This window comes from Paenibacillus sp. 2003 (assembly GCF_031455635.1).
Lineage (GTDB): Bacteria > Bacillota > Bacilli > Paenibacillales > Paenibacillaceae > Paenibacillus > Paenibacillus amylolyticus_B.
The window spans coordinates 166,553-187,412 of sequence record NZ_JAVDTB010000010.1 but is presented as its reverse complement, the minus strand read 5'-3'; the positions used below and the strand labels follow the sequence as shown (position 1 = coordinate 187,412).

At 47.3% G+C, this 20,860-nt stretch carries 18 protein-coding genes and 8 tRNA genes; all 26 read left to right on the top strand.

Annotation, left to right across the window (positions count from 1 at the left end; all coding sequences use genetic code 11):
- The first annotated feature begins 130 nt into the window (after positions 1-130).
- The 26 genes from J2X75_RS27065 (at position 131) to J2X75_RS26940 (ending at position 20,807) form a co-directional block, all read left to right on the top strand.
- Positions 131-222: transfer RNA gene (locus J2X75_RS27065), tRNA-Ser, on the top strand.
- Between the two features lie 43 nt (positions 223-265).
- Positions 266-342 (top strand) — tRNA-Met (locus J2X75_RS27060).
- A gap of 9 nt (positions 343-351) precedes the next feature.
- Positions 352-427 (top strand) — tRNA-Val (locus tag J2X75_RS27055).
- A gap of 5 nt (positions 428-432) precedes the next feature.
- Positions 433-508 (top strand) — tRNA-Thr (locus J2X75_RS27050).
- Positions 509-517: 9 nt separating this feature from the next.
- Positions 518-595, top strand: a tRNA-Asp gene (locus J2X75_RS27045).
- A 21-nt stretch (positions 596-616) separates the two neighbouring features.
- Positions 617-689, top strand: a tRNA-Phe gene (locus tag J2X75_RS27040).
- Between the two features lie 12 nt (positions 690-701).
- Positions 702-787, top strand: a tRNA-Tyr gene (locus tag J2X75_RS27035).
- Between the two features lie 7 nt (positions 788-794).
- Positions 795-867: transfer RNA gene (locus J2X75_RS27030), tRNA-Lys, on the top strand.
- A gap of 144 nt (positions 868-1,011) precedes the next feature.
- Positions 1,012-2,205: a PucR family transcriptional regulator gene (locus tag J2X75_RS27025; RefSeq protein ID WP_310342149.1), complete on the top strand. Its 1,194-nt coding sequence runs from the start codon at positions 1,012-1,014 to the stop codon at positions 2,203-2,205.
- Between the two features lie 103 nt (positions 2,206-2,308).
- Entirely contained in the window at positions 2,309-3,433 is a 1,125-nt protein-coding gene (locus J2X75_RS27020; RefSeq protein ID WP_124118337.1) for an ABC transporter ATP-binding protein, read from the top strand.
- A 422-nt stretch (positions 3,434-3,855) separates the two neighbouring features.
- Entirely contained in the window at positions 3,856-4,794 is a 939-nt protein-coding gene (gene hprK / locus J2X75_RS27015; RefSeq protein ID WP_017691278.1) for an HPr(Ser) kinase/phosphatase, read from the top strand.
- A 121-nt stretch (positions 4,795-4,915) separates the two neighbouring features.
- Positions 4,916-5,941 carry a prolipoprotein diacylglyceryl transferase gene (gene lgt / locus J2X75_RS27010; protein ID WP_310342144.1) on the top strand — a complete coding sequence of 342 codons (1,026 nt, stop codon included), beginning with the start codon at positions 4,916-4,918 and terminating at the stop codon, positions 5,939-5,941.
- 6 nt (positions 5,942-5,947) lie between these two features.
- Positions 5,948-6,604, top strand: a complete 657-nt coding sequence (gene ppaX / locus J2X75_RS27005) for a pyrophosphatase PpaX (protein ID WP_310342143.1) — start codon at positions 5,948-5,950, stop codon at positions 6,602-6,604.
- On the top strand, positions 6,601-7,143 hold the full coding sequence (locus J2X75_RS27000; protein ID WP_036616162.1) for an acyltransferase: 543 nt from the start codon (positions 6,601-6,603) through the stop codon (positions 7,141-7,143). The genes ppaX and J2X75_RS27000 overlap by 4 nt, the downstream gene beginning before the upstream one ends.
- 390 nt (positions 7,144-7,533) lie before the next feature.
- The gene (locus J2X75_RS26995; RefSeq protein WP_076254314.1) at positions 7,534-8,733 is read left to right on the top strand and encodes an ATP phosphoribosyltransferase regulatory subunit; all 1,200 of its coding nucleotides are present in this window, start codon (positions 7,534-7,536) and stop codon (positions 8,731-8,733) included.
- Between the two features lies 1 nt (position 8,734).
- Positions 8,735-9,394, top strand: coding sequence for an ATP phosphoribosyltransferase (gene hisG, locus J2X75_RS26990; protein WP_310342135.1), 660 nt, complete (start codon positions 8,735-8,737; stop codon positions 9,392-9,394).
- A 120-nt stretch (positions 9,395-9,514) separates the two neighbouring features.
- Positions 9,515-10,819, top strand: a complete 1,305-nt coding sequence (gene hisD / locus J2X75_RS26985) for a histidinol dehydrogenase (RefSeq protein ID WP_074092955.1) — start codon at positions 9,515-9,517, stop codon at positions 10,817-10,819.
- A complete protein-coding gene (hisB, locus tag J2X75_RS26980; protein WP_197997954.1) occupies positions 10,812-11,441 on the top strand; it encodes an imidazoleglycerol-phosphate dehydratase HisB in 630 nt (209 codons plus the stop codon). Before hisD ends, hisB begins: the two co-directional genes overlap by 8 nt.
- 3 nt (positions 11,442-11,444) lie before the next feature.
- Positions 11,445-12,071 (top strand): imidazole glycerol phosphate synthase subunit HisH, encoded by a 627-nt coding sequence (hisH, locus tag J2X75_RS26975; RefSeq protein ID WP_307540768.1) that lies wholly within the window; start codon positions 11,445-11,447, stop codon positions 12,069-12,071.
- Between the two features lie 62 nt (positions 12,072-12,133).
- On the top strand, positions 12,134-12,868 hold the full coding sequence (gene hisA / locus J2X75_RS26970) for a 1-(5-phosphoribosyl)-5-[(5-phosphoribosylamino)methylideneamino]imidazole-4-carboxamide isomerase (RefSeq protein ID WP_047841450.1): 735 nt from the start codon (positions 12,134-12,136) through the stop codon (positions 12,866-12,868).
- Positions 12,869-12,898: 30 nt separating this feature from the next.
- Positions 12,899-13,660 (top strand): imidazole glycerol phosphate synthase subunit HisF, encoded by a 762-nt coding sequence (gene hisF / locus J2X75_RS26965; RefSeq protein WP_017691268.1) that lies wholly within the window; start codon positions 12,899-12,901, stop codon positions 13,658-13,660.
- A 1-nt stretch (position 13,661) separates the two neighbouring features.
- Positions 13,662-14,387 carry a bifunctional phosphoribosyl-AMP cyclohydrolase/phosphoribosyl-ATP diphosphatase HisIE gene (gene hisIE, locus J2X75_RS26960; protein WP_307543383.1) on the top strand — a complete coding sequence of 242 codons (726 nt, stop codon included), beginning with the start codon at positions 13,662-13,664 and terminating at the stop codon, positions 14,385-14,387.
- Positions 14,388-14,399: 12 nt separating this feature from the next.
- Entirely contained in the window at positions 14,400-15,224 is an 825-nt protein-coding gene (gene hisJ / locus J2X75_RS26955) for a histidinol-phosphatase HisJ (protein ID WP_150364652.1), read from the top strand.
- Between the two features lie 80 nt (positions 15,225-15,304).
- Positions 15,305-16,252, top strand: coding sequence for a ribose-phosphate diphosphokinase (locus tag J2X75_RS26950; RefSeq protein ID WP_036616184.1), 948 nt, complete (start codon positions 15,305-15,307; stop codon positions 16,250-16,252).
- Positions 16,253-16,508: 256 nt separating this feature from the next.
- Entirely contained in the window at positions 16,509-18,770 is a 2,262-nt protein-coding gene (locus tag J2X75_RS26945) for a helix-turn-helix domain-containing protein (protein WP_307540764.1), read from the top strand.
- A 447-nt stretch (positions 18,771-19,217) separates the two neighbouring features.
- Positions 19,218-20,807 (top strand): extracellular solute-binding protein, encoded by a 1,590-nt coding sequence (locus J2X75_RS26940; RefSeq protein ID WP_150364654.1) that lies wholly within the window; start codon positions 19,218-19,220, stop codon positions 20,805-20,807.
- Positions 20,808-20,860: the final 53 nt, after the last annotated feature.

Genomic DNA, 20,860 nt, shown 5'->3' with positions numbered 1-20,860 from the left:
GCAGCAATGCATGGAGCTGACCAGTACTAATCGGTCGAGGGCTTATCCAATAGCAAGTGATAATTCGCATGTTTCGTTTCGAATCTAGTTTTCAGGGAGCAATCCTTGATGATGTTGAAGATTGTTATTTGGAGAGATACCCAAGTGGCTATAAGGGGACCCTCTGCTAAGGGGTTAGACTGCGTAAGCGGTGCGAGGGTTCGAATCCCTCTCTCTCCGCCATCTTTACCTAAAGATGGACAAGCAATCAAGACACAATTAATATGGCGGTGTAGCTCAGCTGGCTAGAGCGTACGGTTCATACCCGTAAGGTCGGGGGTTCGATCCCCTCCGCCGCTACCATATTACCCAGGAGGCTTAGCTCAGCTGGGAGAGCATCTGCCTTACAAGCAGAGGGTCGGGGGTTCGATCCCCTCAGCCTCCACCATATACGCCGGTGTAGCTCAACTGGTAGAGCAACTGACTTGTAATCAGTAGGTTGGGGGTTCAAGTCCTCTCGCCGGCACCATTAATGCCTGGAACCGTGGTGTAGTTGGCCTAACATGCCTGCCTGTCACGCAGGAGATCGCGGGTTCGAATCCCGTCGGTTCCGCCATTAATCCTAAAAATTAAATATGGCTCGGTAGCTCAGTCGGTAGAGCAGAGGACTGAAAATCCTCGTGTCGGCGGTTCGATTCCGTCCCGAGCCACCTTTAATCCCTGGAGGATTAGCGAAGTGGCCAAACGCATCAGACTGTAAATCTGCTCCCGTACGGGTTCGGTGGTTCGAATCCATCATCCTCCACCAGTTTTATGAGTCATTAGCTCAGTTGGTAGAGCACCTGACTTTTAATCAGGGTGTCGAAGGTTCGAGCCCTTCATGACTCATCTTTAAGAAAAGAGTGATTAATCATTAATTTGATTAGTCGCTCTTTTTTTGTTATGTGATTTTAGCTCAATATGGATATTTATTAATGCTGGGCAAGATATGATAAACTAATAGAAAACATGCAGAGTGGTGACGTTCATTATATGAAGCTCATACCTGATCTAAAACAGCAAATTGAAGTCATTATAGGCACAACTTTGGACGAATATGAAATTACAATACAAGAATGGACGCAATCCGTTGCTAATCTGGTTGGTCATCATGAGAATTTAGAGACCGTTGGTGATGAAGGTGAGAGTCAGGAGTTATCTGTTCAATCTACATCTCCAAGTTCATCCGATGTAATCAGTTTGAATACGGGAAAGCGTATCTTTTTTAAGGTTCGGATGAATGAGCAAGAAGAGACCGTCGTGTGTTGGGGATGCCCTGCAAAATCTATTACCGTGGAAACACGACAATTGATTGAGCTTTTGATCCGTACTAACACGACTCTACCCGATGAGACACAGCCTGTTGTATATGAGAATGATAGGGAGCAGTATTTGACTGAATTGGGCCTCTGGCTTAAAGAACAGATCGAAGAACCAATCAAGCAGGAATCTCAAACAGTTCCTGATCGCTTTGTGACGCCTGCAGGATTGAATGCTGAGAAGATTCTGTTCTTGCTGCAAGGGGATACACCGGATGCACATCGTTTACGGTCCAAGGAACTCAACAAGTTACTTGAGAGTTACTTTGGTGAGGAAATAGTCTTGATTCCTTTAGGGGAGCAAGAGTGGATTTTCATGGGTGATAAAGAAATTGTTACAGAAGAAGCCGAGGAAGATACAACAGAAGCCAAAAAGGATTCACTGAACGCTTTTTGTCTGGGGTTGCATGAATTGGTTGCCAGTGAGTGGGCTGGGGTGTTCCATCTGTCTGCATCTCTGCCATGCATTCCTGCACAACAACTTGTATCGGTCACAACTCTTCTTAAAGAAAGTGTTCACTTGGGGAGAGCATTCCATGTTACGCAGCATATTCATCTCCCATGGGATCTTCACCTGGAGCGGTTGGTAGCGAGCATTCCAGATGATCAACGGATACGTTTTATAAAGGAAACTGGCAAAGACACGGTAATCTTCAATGATAGTGAGACACTTGCTACGCTGGAGACTTTTTTTAGCCTGGACTGTAATGTCAGCGAGACAGCGAAACGACTTTTCATTCATCGTAACACGTTGGTATACCGTCTGGATAAGATCAAACAGGAGATTGGCTATGATGTGAGGCACTTTGAAAGTGCTGTTCTAGTGCAGTTTTTACTACTAATGTACAAAGTGACGAAAAAGCATTGATATTTTTGTGCAGTTTGCGAATAGTCAAACCTCACGGTGATAGGGTATTATAAAAATACAAATTGTATTCGATTACAAAATGATCTCTGAGGAGGCAACAATCATGGCTGGAGTACGTTTAGAGCATATTTTCAAAAAATACCCGGGTTCTGATAAAGCAACTGTAGTTGACATTAACCTGGACATTAAAGATAAAGAATTTCTGGTACTGGTAGGTCCGTCCGGTTGTGGTAAATCAACAACACTTCGTATGATCGCAGGCCTTGAGGAAATTTCTGAAGGTAAACTCTATATCGGTGACCGTGTCGTTAATGATGTTGCACCTAAAGACCGCGATATCGCGATGGTATTCCAATCCTATGCCTTGTATCCGCATATGAGCGTATATCAAAACATGGCGTTTGGTTTGAAATTGCGTAAGGTTAAAAAAGATGAGATCGACAAACGTGTACGTGAAGCAGCTAAAATCCTGGATATCGAACATTTGCTTGAGCGTAAACCTAAGGCATTGTCCGGTGGTCAACGTCAACGTGTCGCTTTGGGACGTGCGATTGTCCGTGATCCACAAGTGTTCTTGATGGATGAGCCTCTCTCCAACTTGGATGCCAAACTGCGTGGTCAAATGCGTGCTGAGATCACTAAACTTGCGAAACGTTTGGAAACAACTGTTATCTACGTAACGCATGACCAGATCGAAGCTATGACGATGGGTGATCGGATCGTTGTTATGAAGGATGGTATCATCCAACAAGCAGCTTCTCCGGAAGAGTTGTACAACCTGCCGGCTAACCTGTTCGTAGCTGGTTTCATCGGTTCCCCGACAATGAACTTTATCTCGGGTAAACTGGCTGAGCAAGGTGCTAACCTTCACTTTATTGCTCCAGGCGTGGACGTTGAAATCCCGCAAGGTAAAGCACAAGTGTTGAAATCTAGAGGATACATTGGCAAAGAAGTGATTCTGGGTGTTCGTCCAGAAGACATTCACGAAGAGCCAGTATTCCTGGAAGCATCCCCGAACTCCGTATTCTCTACACACGTAGATGTTACAGAGAACCTGGGTCACGAAATGCTCCTCTACTTGAGTGGTGTTGGTAACGATACAACAATCGCACGTGTAGACGGACGTTCTAACACTCGTGATGGTTCCACAGTTAAAATGGCCATCGACATGAACAAGGTTCATATCTTTGACAAAGAGACTGAAGTGAACGTACTTCTTCAAGACTAATATTACTGGGATTCCTCGGTGACGATGGAACCTGACAGTTAATGCAATTATACATTGTAATGAGAGCCCCTTCCGTTATTGCTGGAAGGGGCTTTTTTTAAGATTATTGGAATTATAAGTTTCGGCGGAGTTGAAGGATTAATAGCCGCAAGAAAAACGGCCGCTAAACTACGATTGTGGTATCCTAAAAGGTGCTTCGATCAGAAGACTTTTCTTACTATTGGTTGTCGGAGGCTGCGATTGCATTCATCCCGGAATTCATTTAAGATTATTTGAAGGTCTGTCTTCATATATTTGAGAGAATCGACTGTTGGAAGGGTATGCAGGCTGTACCCCATGTTGTGAATGCGCTAATAATGGAAATAACGGATACACGATCTGATGTACATAGAGGCACAGCTAATGCTGAAAGGAAGAGACAAATGGCGAAAAAAGTGAAAGTATCTGAACTCGTGCAGCAATTTCAGTTGGAGGTTGTTTCTGGATCTCACGGACTGAAAAGAGTCATTACGGTAGATGACCTGAACCGTCCTGGTCTGGAAATGGCCGGTTATTTTGAATACCACCCACAAGAACGGGTCCAGCTACTTGGAAGAACGGAGTTAGCTTTCTTTGCAATGTTACCTGAGCAAGAGCGGCGCGATCGTATGCAACGTCTTTGTACGGAAGAGACGCCTTGTATCGTTGTCACGCGTGGACTGGAAGTTCCGCAAGAGCTGATTGATATTAGTGAAGAACAGAATCTGGCTGTACTTCGCAGCAACATGGCTACAACGATTCTATCCAGCCGGATTACGGGATTCCTGGAAAAGAAATTGGCACCAACAGCAACCATTCACGGTGTACTTTGTGATGTCTATGGCGTAGGCATGCTGATCACGGGTAGTAGCGGTATTGGTAAGAGTGAAACAGCGCTTGAACTGGTGAAACGTGGACACCGACTGATTGCCGATGATGCGGTAGAGATCCGCCAAACGTCAGATTTTCAGCTGCACGGTACTGCACCTGAATTGATCCGCCATTTGCTCGAAATTCGAGGTGTCGGTATTATCAACGTCATGACATTGTTCGGAGCTGGTGCGGTTCGGAATAACAAACGGATTACCTTGGTTGTACGTCTGGAAGCATGGCAGCAGGATAAACAATATGATCGTCTGGGTCTGGATGAAGAGACTACACGTATCATTGATACGGATGTACCTCTTGTTACAATCCCTGTTCGTCCGGGACGGAACTTGGCGGTTATTATTGAAGTGGCAGGTATGAACTATCGCCTGAAACAGATGGGTCTGAATGCTGCGCTGCAATTCACGAACAAGCTGACAGCAACCATCTCGGAAGATATGGAAGACATGGATTAAGAAACATTTTATACAAGGAAATGAAGATGAATGGTTGACATGTACTGCTTCTCTTAAGGCGCAGGGCATGCCAACCATTCGTCATGCGTGCGATTGATTGAATAAATAGGAGTGTGAATGAATGGATACATTATTACTGTTGAACCCGATTGCGTTCTCTATTGGAGCGTTAAAGGTTCACTGGTACGGGCTTATTCTTGGTGCCGCGGCACTTATAGGACTCCTGCTCGTGATCCGGGAGGGCAAACGATACAATATTCCACAGGAAGTGTTCATGGACATGGTCCTGCTGGGTGTGCCTTCTGCCATCATTGGTGCCCGCATCTACTACGTAGCATTTAAGTGGGAAGATTATAAGGATAATTTCTGGGATGTCTTTAAAATATGGAATGGCGGTATTGCCATCTATGGTGCCCTTATTGGTGCAATCATCTGTGCAGTTATTTTCTTCCGTCGTAAAGGGTATAACTTCTGGCGTATGGCCGATATTTGTGCGCCTGGACTGCTCGTTGGACAGTTGATCGGACGCTGGGGGAACTTTGTGAATCAGGAAGCCTACGGCGGTCCTGTAGAAGAATCATTTTTGAGAGACAAGCTTCATCTGCCCGACTTTATTGTTAATCAAATGAACGTAGAAGGCGTATTCCACCATCCTGCATTTTTGTATGAATCGATGTGGAGTCTCGTTGGTCTGGTCTTGTTGCTGGTTCTGCGTCGTCAGAAGTTTCTGCGTTCAGGTGAACTGTTCATGTCTTATTTCATCTGGTACTCTATTGGTCGTTTCTTCATTGAAGCTCTACGTACGGACAGTCTTGGGTTCCAGGCTCCGCAGTGGGTTGCTTCATTAGTGAACGGGCTGTGGTCTCCAATGACTGCAATGGGCTTTGAACAAGGATATCTTGATCCTGCATACGGTAACCTAAGAATCTCGCAACTGCTCGCGATTGGCATCATTATTGTTGCTGTTGTATTCATTGTAGTGAGAAGAGTGACAGGCAAAGCAGATGTTCGTTACAGTGATCCGATTGTATCGTCCAAAGTTCCTGCAGATGATATGGAGCATACGGGAACGGTTGCTGGCAAAGAGAACAAGGTAACACTTCCAGCCAAAGATGAATCCAAGCAAGTTGATGATAAAAAGGAGTAATGCAACATGATTGACACGGTATTGTTTGATCTGGACGGAACGATTATTGATACCAATGAGTTGATTATCAGCTCATTCCAGCATGTCATGGGAGGATGGGAGCATTCAGCTCCATGGACTCGGGAACAGATCATTCCACATATGGGTGGCACACTGGAGCAGCAAATGCGCACCTTCTCTGGCCAGGAGGAAGTCTCCGAGTACGTGAAAGGTTACCGTGCTTATAATGATATTCATCATGAAGCGATGGTTAGACCTTTTCCACATGTCATTGAGGTAGTAGAGGCGCTGCATCAGGCGGGCATTGTTATGGGTGTGGTCACAACCAAAATTCGTCCATCTACATTAAAGGTGCTAGAACGTTTTGACCTACTAAAATATATGAAGACAATTGTAACAGTGACCGATGTGACGAATCCGAAGCCGCACGCTGAACCTGTACTGAAAGCCATGACGGAACTGGGGGCAGATCCTTCCAAAACGTTAATGGTGGGTGACAGTCCGGTGGATATCCAATCGGCTCAAAATGCGGGCGCACTCTCGGCGGGGGTTGCATGGTCTCTTAAAGGGGAAACAATCCTGAACGGATATGGACCCGATCATATGTTGCACGACATGAGGGACTTGTTGAAACTCATCCGTATTGAAACGGGACGTTCATGAGAAAAGTAACCCGCTATCCGGTAGAGGACCAGAATGCACTTTGGCATATCTACAAGACAGTGAGTCCGTGGAAGGGCGTTCGTAATTTTATCTGGATCCAGTTGTCACGCTACTGTCCAATCCTATCGGTGAAGAATTGGATTTACCGCCGAATGCTCGGCATGAAGGTGGGAAAACACACTGCTTTTGGCCTGATGGTGATGGTGGATGTGTTTTTTCCGGAGAAAATAACGGTCGGCGAAAACTCGGTCATCGGTTACAACACAACGATTCTCGCTCATGAGTATCTCATTAAGGAGTACAGGCTCGGTGAGGTGATTATCGGGGAAAATGTACTGATTGGTGCCAATACAACGATTCTGCCCGGGGTAACAATAGGAGACGGAGCCGTTGTGGCTGCTGGAGCTGTCGTACATAAGGATGTTGCACCAGGAGCTTTTGTTGGAGGTAATCCACTTCGTGATTTATCCCGCGCGGCAGCTTCTACGGAAGAAACTGTCTTTAACACGGATGATTCTTCTCAGGGTAGTGTGCATTGAGTCAATAAAGTAATGAATGAAGATGGGTTGAAGTAAAAAGCTGCTTATGGCAGCTTTTTTCGTATATAAATACCCTTTTGTGAGCGTAACGGTGTGTATATAAAACGATATGTCGATCCAAGGGCAATCAAGCTTTGGTATTGTTGACGGTAGTGCGGATTTCATGTTATCATATCCCATATCCTTTAGTTTGTTAGCACTTTACCATGTGAAAGTATCCCTAGAGAAATGAAGCATGATAAAGATTGAACTAAACCAATAGTTGAAGGCGTATGCGATAATATTGTGATTCAAGGTTTATAAGATAGAATGGGGATTTACACTACATAAATCCTGTTGAAATAGAACGAGTACAACTCTTAAATTACTGACTCGGGGTGAATAATACCAATGTCCAAACCAAAAGGTTTTGAAAAACCGACCGGATTCCGCGACTATACACCACATGTAGTATCCAAGCTGCGGACGATTGAACGCAATGTACTGGAATGTATGGAACGCTGGGGTTACCGTCAGATCATCACACCAACGATTGAATATTACGATACGGTGGGTGTAGCAAGCTCTACATCAGATCGCAAATTATTTAAATTGCTAAACAGCCGGGGAACCACACTGGTACTCAGATCGGATCTAACGGCTCCAATTGCACGCGTAGTTTCATCCATGCTCAAAGATGAGCAGTTGCCACTGCGTTTATCCTATCATGCGAACGTATTCCGTTCTATTGAAGAGGAAGCTGGGCGTGAGGCGGAATTCTTCCAAACTGGCGTGGAGCTGGTAGGGGACGACTCACCTGAGGCGGATGCAGAAGTTGTTGCGCTTGCGATTGCCTCTTTGCAGGCAGCGGGTGTGTCTTCTTTTAAAATAGCGATGGGCCATATGGGATTCCTGAACGGATTACTGGAGGAAGTGATTCCAGGCCAGACCGCTGAGCAGGAGCAATTGAAGGAAGGGCTGCTCGGACGTGATTATGTCGGCTATCGCCAGTCGATTGAAGCATTGAATCTGGAGCCTAAGTTGAAAGAACAGCTTGAAGCGATCCTTCGTCTGCGTGGTGGTAAGGAAGTATGCACACATGCGGTAGAGCTAAGTTCAAGTGCTGAAGCAGCACAGTCAATTGCACATCTGTGTGCCGTATTCGAAGTGTTGGAAGCGTACGGTGTATCCGAGCATGTGCTGATTGATCTGACGATGATCGGTGATTTCTCCTATTATACGGGCATGACGTTTGAAGGGTATGCAGCCGAACTGGGATCTCCGGTATGTAGCGGTGGACGGTATGATAATCTGTTACAACAGTTTGGTCGTTCATTGCCAGCTACAGGATTTGCACTGAAAACGAACCGTATTATTGATGGTGTTCATGGCATTACGATTGAAGAGAAAAAACCGGTACTTATTCAATATACCCCGAAACGTCGGGCCGAGGCACTAACAGAAGCGGCAAGATTACGCAGTATGGGGCAAAATGTAGTGACACTCCTTCTTCCTGAAGACGGGGCTGGGGCAAGTGCCGTATCGGTTGAGGCAAGAACCGCTCAGGCTGAGCAGGTTATTACTTACGGATCTGAAGAAGGAGGACGCTGAGATGTCGGATATTCTGAAGGTGGCCATGCCGAAGGGCCGAATCTACAAAAAAGCCTCCAAATTATTTCGTGAAGCTGGGCTGGATATTCCAGAAGATGTAGACGATACACGCAGATTGGTCATTGAAGTGCCGGAAGCTGGAATGGAATTCATTATGGCGAAGCCAGTAGATGTTCCAACATATGTGGAGTACGGAGTTGCAGATATCGGAATTGTTGGTAAAGACGTGCTGCTAGAGGAAGATCGGGATGTGTACGAACTGTTGAATCTGGGAATCGCTCAGTGCCGTATGTCTGTGATCGGACTTCCAGACTGGAAGCCAGGCATCCAGCAACGTGTTGCAACGAAGTATCCGAGGATTGCTTCACAGTATTTCCGGGAGCAGGGGCAGCAGGTCGAGGTGATCAAGCTGAATGGTTCCATTGAGCTTGCGCCTTTGATTGGTCTGGCAGACCGGATTGTCGATCTGGTGGAGACAGGTCAGACGCTGCGAGAGAACGGACTTGTGGAGATGACGGGCATTCTGGATATCACGAGCCGTCTTATCGCGAATCGGGTAAGTTATCGGATGAAAAATGCACGAATCCAGGCTTTGTGTGATGCACTTCAGCAGGTCATTCCGTCATCGAATGAGATTTCGGCGGGAAGCATTCGGAGATAAACTAATGCGTTGGAAACATAGATGAGAAACATGCAAAGCAGAAGCAAAAGTAAGAAACACACAAAGAAACGAATCGGCCATGAGTAGGCAGGCATTAAAGGGGATAAGGAGGTTGTACGCATGAAAATTGTACCTGCACGGGAGTTTGATCTGAAGCGGGAAGTGGAGTATGGCACGCCGGAGCAAAATGAAACGGTACGGCGTATTGTCAGCGACATTCGCCGTGAGGGTGATGCGGCACTGCTGCGTTACACAGAGCAGCTGGACCGCACGAAGCTGACGGCCGCAGAATTGCGCGTGCCGCAGGAAGAGCTGCAGGCGGCTTATGCAGCCGTGGAGCCATCCTTTGTGACGGCGATTCGCCAAGCCGCCGCCAACATTCGTGCGTTTCACGAGAAACAGAAACGCAATTCGTGGATGGATTGGCAGCCGGACGGCAGCCTGCTGGGCCAGGTCATCCGACCGCTGAAGCGGGTCGGCGTCTATGTACCTGGCGGCAAAGCAGCATATCCATCGTCTGTGCTGATGAATGTGATTCCGGCACAGGTGGCAGGCGTGCCGGAGATCGTTCTCGTGACGCCACCGTCAACGAACGGTGGCGAAGGTATTAACCCGTACATCCTCGTTGCTGCTGCGGAAGCAGGCGTGAGCGAGATGTACCGGGTTGGCGGCGCTCAAGCTATCGCCGCCCTCGCTTACGGCACGGAGAGTATTGCCCCGGTTGACAAGATCTGTGGACCGGGCAATATTTACGTGGCGCTCGCGAAGCGCGAGGTGTACGGTGCAGTCGATATCGATAGTATCGCAGGACCGAGTGAGATTGTGGTGCTCGCCGATGATACGGCGAATCCGGTGTACGTCGCCGCCGACCTGTTGTCGCAGGCGGAACATGACGAGATGGCATCGGCTATTCTCGTCACGAATTCGGCCACGCTGGCGGAAGCCGTGCAGGGCGAAGTGCAGCGGCAGCTTGAAGTGCTGCCGCGGCGGGATATCGCTGCTGCTTCCGTGGAGCAGTATGGCGCGATTATTGTGGTCGATTCCATCGATGAGGGAATCGACGTGGTGAACCGGCTTGCACCGGAGCATCTGGAGATCATGGTGCAGGAGCCGATGGCTTACGCTGGCCGGATCGAAAATGCCGGAGCAATCTTCCTCGGCCCGTACAGTTCGGAGCCGGTAGGAGATTATTTTGCCGGACCCAATCACATTATTCCGACGAATGGAACTGCGCGATTCAGTTCACCAGTGGACGTGGATGATTTCATCAAAAAATCGAGTCTGATCTATTATAGTAAAGAAGCGCTGCTGCAGAACGGAGCGGCTATTATAGAGTTGGCCCGTCATGAGGGTCTTGAAGGGCATGCCCGTGCAATCGCTGTACGGTTAGAACAGGAAGGAAAGGCGGAATCGGACAATGGATAAGCAAAATAATGGTGTGGAACTTGAAAACAAAGGTGCAGTGCGCCAAGCAGAGGTTGACCGCAAAACAAACGAGACCAATATTCAATTGGCCTTTACTGTAGATGGCACAGGACAATCCACGATTGAAACGGATGTACCTTTCCTGAACCATATGCTGGATCTGTTCACGAAGCACGGACAATTCGATCTGAACGTGCAGGCCCGTGGAGATATTGATATCGACGATCATCACACGGTTGAAGACATCGGAATATGTCTGGGGCAGACGTTGCGAGAAGCGTTGGGTGACAAACGCGGTATTAAGCGTTACGCCAGTGTTTTTGTACCGATGGACGAGGCGCTCGCCCAGGTCATTATTGATGTGAGCAACCGACCTCACTTTGAATACCGTGCAGAATACCCTTCCCAACAGGTAGGCAGTTTCTCCACGGAGCTGGTACATGAATTCCTGTGGAAATTGGCGCTGGAAGCTCGGATTACGTTACATGTCATTGTGCACTATGGTCAGAACACCCACCACATGATTGAAGCGATCTTTAAGGCATTGGGACGTGCACTGGATGAAGCAACGATGATTGATCCACGTGTAACGGGTGTGCCTTCCACGAAGGGAGTGCTGTAGACGATGGCGATTGCAATTGTCGATTACGGTATGGGTAACCTGCACAGCGTCGGCAAAGCGGTCGAACGTCTTGGCTACGAAGCGCTGGTCACGGGTGACCGGGAAGAGATTCTTGGCGCAGATGGTGTCATTCTGCCAGGCGTAGGTGCTTTTGGTGATGCGATGGTTCATCTGCGGGAGAGTGGACTGGATACGGTGGTGAAGGAAGCCGCTGCCGGTTCTAAGCCACTGCTCGGTATCTGTCTGGGCATGCAATTGTTGTTCAGCTCAAGTGAAGAGCATGGCGAGCATGAGGGACTAGATATTTTGCCAGGTAAAGTGGTGCGCTTTGCACCAGGAGAGCTGAAAGTTCCCCATATGGGATGGAACCGTTTGGAATTCCTGCACGCGGAAAATCCGCTATTTACGGGGCTTGAGGCAGGTCACGTCTATTTTGTCCATTCCTATCATGCGCTTACTGAAAACAGGGACGATCTGCTGGCGGTAACAGATTACGGACATCCGGTGACAGCCATTGTAGGCAGAGGATCCAACTTCGGCATGCAATTCCACCCGGAGAAAAGTGGAGAACTTGGTGTGAAGCTGCTCGGCAACTTTTTGGCTCTGACAGGAGCACCTGTACAAAGGTAAAGCATCATCTCTTCTTAACTATAGAAAGCGTACAAATCTAATTCATATTCAGGAGGCCTTGTATGTCATCTTTTATCCTATATCCGGCGATTGATATCCGGGACGGCAAATGTGTAAGACTGGTGCAGGGAGATTATAATCAGGAGACCGTGTATAACGATGACCCGGTTCAAGTGGCTCTATCCTGGGAGAAGCAAGGCGGTACATACGTTCATCTGGTGGATCTGGATGGTGCGAAAGCAGGGCATCCTGTTAACGATGAGCTGATCGGGCGGATTGCCTCGGCTGTGAACGTACCTGTTCAGGTGGGCGGTGGACTTCGTACGGTAGCGGATGTAGAGCGATTGCTGGGTCTGGGTGTTAGCCGGCTGATCATTGGAACAGCAGCGATTGAGGATCGTGCTTTTACAGAGGAAGTACTGGGACGTTACGGCGACAAAGTGGCAATTGGTATCGACGCTCGAAATGGTTACGTGGCAACCCGCGGATGGCTTGAAACATCGGAAGTGCAAGCAGAGGTACTCGCAAAGGAATTGGCGGCATATGGGGCAGAAACGTTTATCTTTACGGATATTTCCCGTGATGGCATGATGCAGGGTCCTAATGTGGAAGCGATTGTGTCTCTAGCCAAGGCAAGCGGACGGACGGTTATTGCTTCCGGCGGTGTGAGTGTAATGGATGATCTGCTTCGTCTGAGTCGCCACGCGGATGATGGAGTTGGTGGAGCAATCGTGGGTAAAGCACTGTATACGGGAAGCATCGATCTGTCTGAAGCAGTACGTGCGGTAAATAAGTAAGGGATATTCGGATAGAGAGGAAGAGGTAGCATGCTGGCAAAAAGAATCATCCCCTGTCTGGACGTGAAGGACGGCCGGGTCGTCAAAGGCGTCAACTTCGTTAATCTCCGCGATGCGGGTGATCCGGTAGAGCTGGCGGCACTATATGACCGCGAGGGCGCGGACGAATTGGTATTTCTCGATATCTCCGCTTCGGTAGAAGGTCGCGAAACGATGGAAGAAGTCGTGCGGCAGACGGCGGGCGAGATCGCTATTCCCTTTACGGTAGGTGGTGGCATCTCCAAGGTAGAGGACATGAAGCGGATTCTCCGTGCAGGAGCGGATAAAATTGCAGTGAATACAGCAGCGGTACTTAATCCGCAGTTGATTGCAGATGGTGCACGTCGCTTTGGCTCGCAGTGTATCGTGGTAGCGATCGATGCCAAGTATAACGAAGCTTGGGGCGAGTGGGAAGTCTATACACATGGTGGACGAAAACCCTCCGGGATCAAAGCGCTGGAATGGGTTAAACAGGCTGAGAGCTTGGGCGCGGGAGAGATTCTTCTCACAAGTATGGACGCGGACGGAACAAAAGACGGCTTTGATCTGAAGCTGACGGCAGCGGTATCCGAATCTGTGCGTATTCCAGTCATCGCATCGGGCGGTGCGGGCAAGGAATCTCATTTCTATGATGTGTTTACTACAGGCAAAGCGGACGCAGGGCTGGCCGCAACGATTTTCCATTACAAAGAAATCGCCGTACCGGCGTTAAAACAACATTTGAGAGAACAAGGGGTGGAGATCCGTGACTAAAGTGAGCGATGAAATCAAGGAACAGTTGTCCTTGGAACAGGTTGTGGAACACATTCGTTGGAGTGATGGTTTGATTCCTGCCATTGTGCAGGATGTGGATACTCGGGAAGTCTTAATGATGGCTTATATGAATCGCGAATCTCTGAAGTTGTCGCTTGAATCCGGTGAGACGTGGTTCTGGTCACGCTCGCGTCAGGAGTTGTGGCATAAAGGAGCAACATCTGGCAACGTGCAGACGATTACTTCCCTAAAATATGATTGTGACGGCGATACCTTGTTGGTTGAGGTGAAACCGAACGGTCCGGCTTGCCATACAGGGGCGGTAACTTGTTTCCATAATGAAATCATTGGTTTGCCAGAGAAATCGGCAGACAAGGCTTCGGATGAAGCGGGTGCGGCATCTGCTTCTGCAAGTTCCGGTTCCGAAAATCGCTTTGAGGTATTGGCTGAATTGGAATCCGTTATTGCAGAGCGTGAACGTGAGCGTCCTGAGGGTGCATATACAACGTATCTGTTTGATAAAGGTGTAGACAAAATACTGAAAAAAATCGGTGAAGAAGCGTCCGAGACGATCATCGCCGCCAAAAATAAAGATAATGACGAGCTTCGTCTGGAAGTCAGTGACCTGATGTATCACCTGCTTGTCCTGTTACAAGAGCGCAAGCTGCCGCTGGACGACATTATGTCAGAGCTGAGCCGCCGTCATGAACGGCCTCGCCGCGATTAGGAGGCGAGTTTCGTGCGTATAGACTATCATACACACCATGAGCGGTGTGGACATGCTGTTGGCAAACTGGAAGAGTACGTGCAACGTGGTGTGGAGATCGGACTATCCCAGATTGGATTGTCCGATCACATGCCCTTGTTGCATGTCGATCCGGCTCAATATTATCCGGAAATGGCGATGCCTATGGATGAACTGCCGCGTTACGTAGAGGAGTGTTTCTCCCTGAAAGAACGTTATCGTGGGCAGATTGACGTACGTGTTGGTCTGGAAGGTGACTATATCGAAGGCTGGGAAACAGAGATCCGTGCGATCATTGAGCGTTATCCATGGGATTATGTGATTGGCTCTGTGCATTTTCTCGGCGAATGGGACATTACGGATTTCCGCCAGACCCATCACTGGGAGGGCAAAGACATCCTTGAAGTATATCGTCAGTACTATGATGCCGTGAGCAAGGCAGCTACGACGGGCCTGTACGATATTATGGGCCATACGGATGTCATTAAACGGTTTGGCTATGTTCCTTCAGCTGAACAGACAGAAGAACGTATCTCACTGGAGAACGCAGCGCTGCAGGCTATTGCCAAAAGTGGCTGCGCCATGGAGTTGAATGCTTCCGGGTTATCGAAGCCTTGTGCCGAGATGTTCCCTAGTCGCAGAATGCTGACGGAAGCCATTCGCTTGGGGATTCCATTAACCATGGGCTCTGATGCACATGACCCACTGAAGCTGGGGGATTATTTGCCCGAAGCTGAAGCACTTTTGCATGAGTTGGGCTGTACGGAAGTCGCTGTTTTTGAAGGCCGTCATCGCTCGTTCATTCCTTTAAATGTATAAGCCAGTAGAGTATAATGAGGGTAGGAAATAACCTTTTAGCTAAGGGATTATATAGGGACTTCAACCCTCGGGAGGGCATTATGCAGCATTCGTTACGTATTTTTTCCGGTTCATCGAACCCTAAGCTGGCAGAACAGGTATGTGACAAGCTGGGTGTACAACTGGGCAAGATCAAGCTGTCCAGGTTCAAGAGCGGAGAAATATACGTTCATTATGAAGAAACGATCCGTAATTGTGATGTGTTTCTGGTACAGTCGTTGTCTCATCCGATCAATGAGCTGTTTGTCGAGTTGCTTGTGATGATTGATGCCGCAAAGAGGGCTTCAGCGCGCACTGTGAACATCATTGTTCCGTATTACGGCTATGCTCGTCAAGAGCGCAAATCCGCTCCACGGGAACCGATCTCGGCCAAGATGGTAGCAGATGTATTAACTACGGCTGGTGCCAATCGAGTGGTGACGATCGACCTGCACGCAGCGGCCATTCAGGGATTCTTCAACATTCCGGTTGACCATATGACATCACTGGATCTGATTAGTGATTATCTGTTAAGCAAAGGAATTGAGAACCCTGTTGTAGTATCCCCGGATGCGGGGCGAGCATCGATGGCAGAGAAGCTGGCGAACCGCCTGGATTCCCCATTTGCCATTATGATCAAGAAACGTCCAAGCCATAATGAATCAGTGATTACCCATGTCATTGGTGATGTAGAAGGACGGACACCGATTATTATTGAGGATCTGATCGACACCGGAACAACCATTCTGAATGTGGTGGAAGGGTTGAAGGAACGCGGGTCCAAAAATGTATATGTATGTGCAACACACGGATTGTTCTCGGATGGGGCAGTAAGTAAGTTGAATCACCCGTCAATTGAAGAGGTGGTAGTTACGGACTCAATTGCACTGCCAGATGACCACCCTGAATGCTTCAAAGTGTTACCTGTTGCGCCAATGCTGGCCCGCGCCGTACGCATTATTGTGGATGGTGGCTCCATGGCCACATTGTTTAAGGATTCTGGCATTTAGAGCATCGAGGATATAACGGTGTGCTGCCAGATGAACTGTTCCGTGTCTGAGTTGTTGTCTGCTCAGCACGGTTTTTTTTGTTTTGGCTCTTGGAATTCAATTCTTGCATTGCTGCTCAGAGGCTTGTGCTATAATAACATAAAATCAGTTATGATAGCGTTATCATTATAGCATTCAGCCCTCAAGGTGAGATGGATGCTGAACAGTAGAACCACGGCTGAGAACATTGGCATCGTGGAGTGAGGAGTGGGGTCTATTGTCTCGTAATTGGTACTACCGGTTACTGTTCTCGTATTTCCCAATTTTTTTTCTTACGGTGACCATACTCATTTTCATCGCGTTTGTTTTCATCAATGACATCTCTAAAGAGGAAACCAAAAAAGCAGACCGGATCTCCTCCAGTTATATGATAGACACGGTGGATCGCACAATCAGGGATATTGAACTATCCATCCTGGAAACGGTACAGAGTCAGCAGGCATACAAACTCTATTTTAATAACACAAACCTGACCAGCTCGGACACGGTGTATGCAATTGCGCAGAATTTACGTGAGTTAACCAATTCGTCCTCATGGATTCAATCCATCTATCTATATGACAAGCGAAATAAACATGTTCTTACCGTAAGTGGTTCCAGAGAAGCGGAAAGTTTCTCGGATAAGGCATGGATTGATCAGATGGCTACCGGGTCTATCGGTTCAGGCTGGCAGCCAGTCCGGGAATTCGATGCGGATTCTGTTCAACGTAACCCGACTCGCGTATTAACCGTGAACAAGGAAATGCCTTTGCCTTTTGGCTCTCAGGGCACATTGGTCATTAATATCAAGATGAGCAGCATTGAACAGAGCGTAGATAGTATGGTTAATGGTCAGCTCTCATTTCTGACGATTACGGATCGGGACGGTAAGGTTGTGTATAATGCACACTCGGACCAAGAGGGCTCGATAGACGGTCAGGAACTGAATAGGCTAGCGCTAGAAAGATTGGGCTGGACAATATCCAGTGGAATTAAGGCCGGCAACTTATTTGGCTGGGTATCTGTCATATCTTATGTATGGGTAATCATTGCCATTGTGACGGTCATCTGTGCGATTGTGTATATCGTGTATATTACTCGTCGTAACTATAAACCCATTCAAATCATCATGAACCGGATTGAGTCTCATCAGATACGGGCGTTTGAACACTCGGGAGCTCGCACGGATGAGATGAAGATGATTGACGGTGTACTTGAGAATCTGATTAATCACATGATGGATTATGACAAGAAAAGCAGGGAAAATGTACTCATGCAGCGTAGCAAGTTGTTCAATGCCCTATTGCATGGTGAACACATCGAAAATGTAGCAGAGCAATTAAAGGAGCTCTCTCCACTGAATGACGTGCATGACTCCTCGCGCTTTGTGGTTGTTGTTGGAGAGATTAACCGTTATGAGAAGGGATTTCAGGAGAGGTACACGAGAGGTGAACAAAATACGCTGAAGTTTGCCTTGATGAACGTTTTGCAAGAGCTGTCACGTAATACGGGAGTACAATGCTGGATGGAATGGATTAGTGTGGATCGAATTGCAATCCTTTTTGTGTTCAAAGAACAGAATGATAGCAACTTGGACATGTCTGGGCAGATTCGTATTGTAGCTGAAGAATGCAAATCATGGGTAGAACAAAATCTACGCATTTCCTTAAGCTTTGGTATTGGACCTCTTGCTCAGGGAATCGGTACAATACGAGATTCCTATATGGCTGCGGAAGCGGTAATGCAACGCAAACTGTTGATGAATGGAGATGTCGGCCAAGCAGACTGCGGTGAACCACAGCATCCTTTGCTGGATACCTATACCTATCTGCAGATGATTGCGGACTTTGTTAAGCGGTTCCGGATGTCGAGTGGACAGTGGCGGGAACAGTTGGAGGAGATCTTTACAGCATTTGAACAGAACAAACTGCCAGATGACGAGATTCGTTCTCTGATTCAGGCCATGTTGCAGATGCTCAGCCGAGAGGTGTCCATGATGTCGGAAGGGCTTCAGGAAGAGCTGTCCGAAGAAAATATCAACAGATGGTTAAGTGCTGTGGAAGAGGCAGAGACGCTTACGGATGTGAAAAGTCTTTTGTTCGATGGTTTGACGGACATGTTCAGAACGTATGTGGCAGTAACGGAAACCAAGAGTTACAAAGCCATGGTCAATGAAATGAAAAATTATATCGAAGAACAGTTTGCGAATCCTGATCTTTCATTGAAACATCTGAGCGACCGATTCCAGATTACGGGCAAACATGCGAGTTATTTGTTCAAGACAGAATTCAACATGAAGTTTGTTGATTTTGTTACAGAGCTTCGCATGAAGGAGACAGAGCAGCTTTTGCTCAATACCGATTACTCTCTGCAGGATATTGCCCTGAAGGTTGGGTATGCAAATGGAATTACGTTGGGACGTGTATTTAAACGGGTAACGGGCATTACACCAGGAGATTATCGTCGTTTGAAACGAGAACATCGAGAACCCGAAGAGTAACGCAATTATGATCTTAATCTGAGGTCTGTAGATCAGGATAGCACAGGGTGAATTTCATGCAGTCACTTTCCACCAGGAGAGCAGGCTTGCAGAGGTTCGCCCTGTTTTCGTTGAACAGTTCTCTGCTGCCCGAGATTGTATGCAACTGTTTTTGCAGGATAACAAGCGTATATTCCTGTTTTTTCCCGTTTACGAATATAGGCTGTGTGTGAAAATGGTTTATCCGAATGGGGACAGGCAGTTCCGAGTCGCGAGGCGTTGAGAGTCATCTTAGCCTAGTGCAGTGCAGCTTTGGGAAAATAATCAGTCTGCGAAAATGGGCTTATCACATAAACTAAATTCCGTTTGTAAGCGCTTCCGAAACTGGTTTATTGCTAGAGTTCGGGAAGATGTGGAATACTCGGAGCAAGCCTTAAACATTCACGCAAAGTAAAAGGGGATGACAAAATGATTGGAAAAGCAACCAAGGGGAGTAAGAAGAAATGGATGGGTCTGGCACTTACGATGGTAATGGGAGTGTCCTTACTTGCGGGGTGCTCGTCTGCATCAGAAAAAGAATCAGCAGAAGGCGGGGCAACAACGAATGGTGAGCGTGTTACTTTGAAAGTGGAGGTTTTCGATCGTGGTAACAGTCCTTCTCCACATACGATCACTAACAACTACTTAACTAAATTTGTTCAAGAGAAATTCGGCGATCCGAATAACATTGATGTGCAATTCGTACCTGTTCAACGTTCAGAAGAAACAACCAAGCTCAACGTGTTAATGGCCAGCCCCAGCGACGTTCCAGATATTGTGTTTGTATACGACTCCAGTGTGTTCTACCGTTATGCTCAGCAAGGTGGTCTAACTGAAGTAGGTGAACTTCTTAATGAACATGCACCTAACTTAAAAGAATATCTCGGCGAAGACCTGTTGAAATTTGGTCAGCTTGAAGGTCAGCAATTCGCTATTCCGGGTAAACGTGCCATTACTTCCCGCTACAATTCTTATATCCGCCAGGATTGGCTCGACAAAGTTGGAATGAAGGCTCCAACGACAACGGATGAGCTTTACGAAACTCTGAAAGCATTTAAAGAGAAAGATCCGGGTAATCTGGGCAGCAAAAACATCCCAATGGGTATGGCACTTGCCCCAGCCCAGTACGAGACATTGATTTACTCATTTATTAAACCCGTACAAGATGGACTTACTTACAGTCAGCGTTACGAGCTACCATTGCATGATGGCTTCAAAGATGCGATGCAGTTCCTTAACAAGCTTTACAATGAAGGTCTGATCAGCAAGGACTTCAGTCTTGATGAAGAAAAAACGCAATTGGTCAAAGACTTCCAGAACGGTAATATCGGCTACATGTCTGAGGACGTAGGTCAGATTCTGTATGCAGATGGTATGCTTGATAATTTGTACAAAAATGTACCGGATAGCAAAGTTGTAGCAGTTGACGCTTACACCAACTCGAATGTGGACAATAAACACATCAAATCACGCTATGGTAGCAACGGTATGTACATCATGATTCCAAAAAGCAGCAAACGTTCGGTTGAAGCAGTGAAATACCTAGACTGGATGGCTTCTGGAACGAACTTGCTAGAGATGAACACCGGTGTCGAAGGTGAAAATTACGATATGGTTGATGGTGTTCCAGTTGTTAAAGATGATGCACCACAGGATGTCAAAGATCGTATCTACAACGGTGGTGACATGGCCATTATTGCCAACGGTAAAGTTGTTGGAGATCAGGCAGCCAATGAAGCCGCATGGATTGCAGGCTTCCCAGAACGTAACCAGGAGCTGATGAGGCAGTCCATTGATATCGCTAATACGGATACGATCGGCCCGGTTATCTTCAGCAAACCAATTGAAGCAGAATCTAAATATGGTACAGCGCTAAATGATAAGTTGAAAGTGCTTATTGTGAAAACTGCGATGGCTAAACCGGCAGACTTCGAAGCGGTATATGAAAAAGAAATGAATGATTTCATGTCACTGGGTGGCACAGAACTGAAGAAAGAGCTTGAAGCAGCACTTCAGTAAACGTTATTAAATAAGCAGGTTCATCTTGTGATTACTAAATCAATATGTAATTT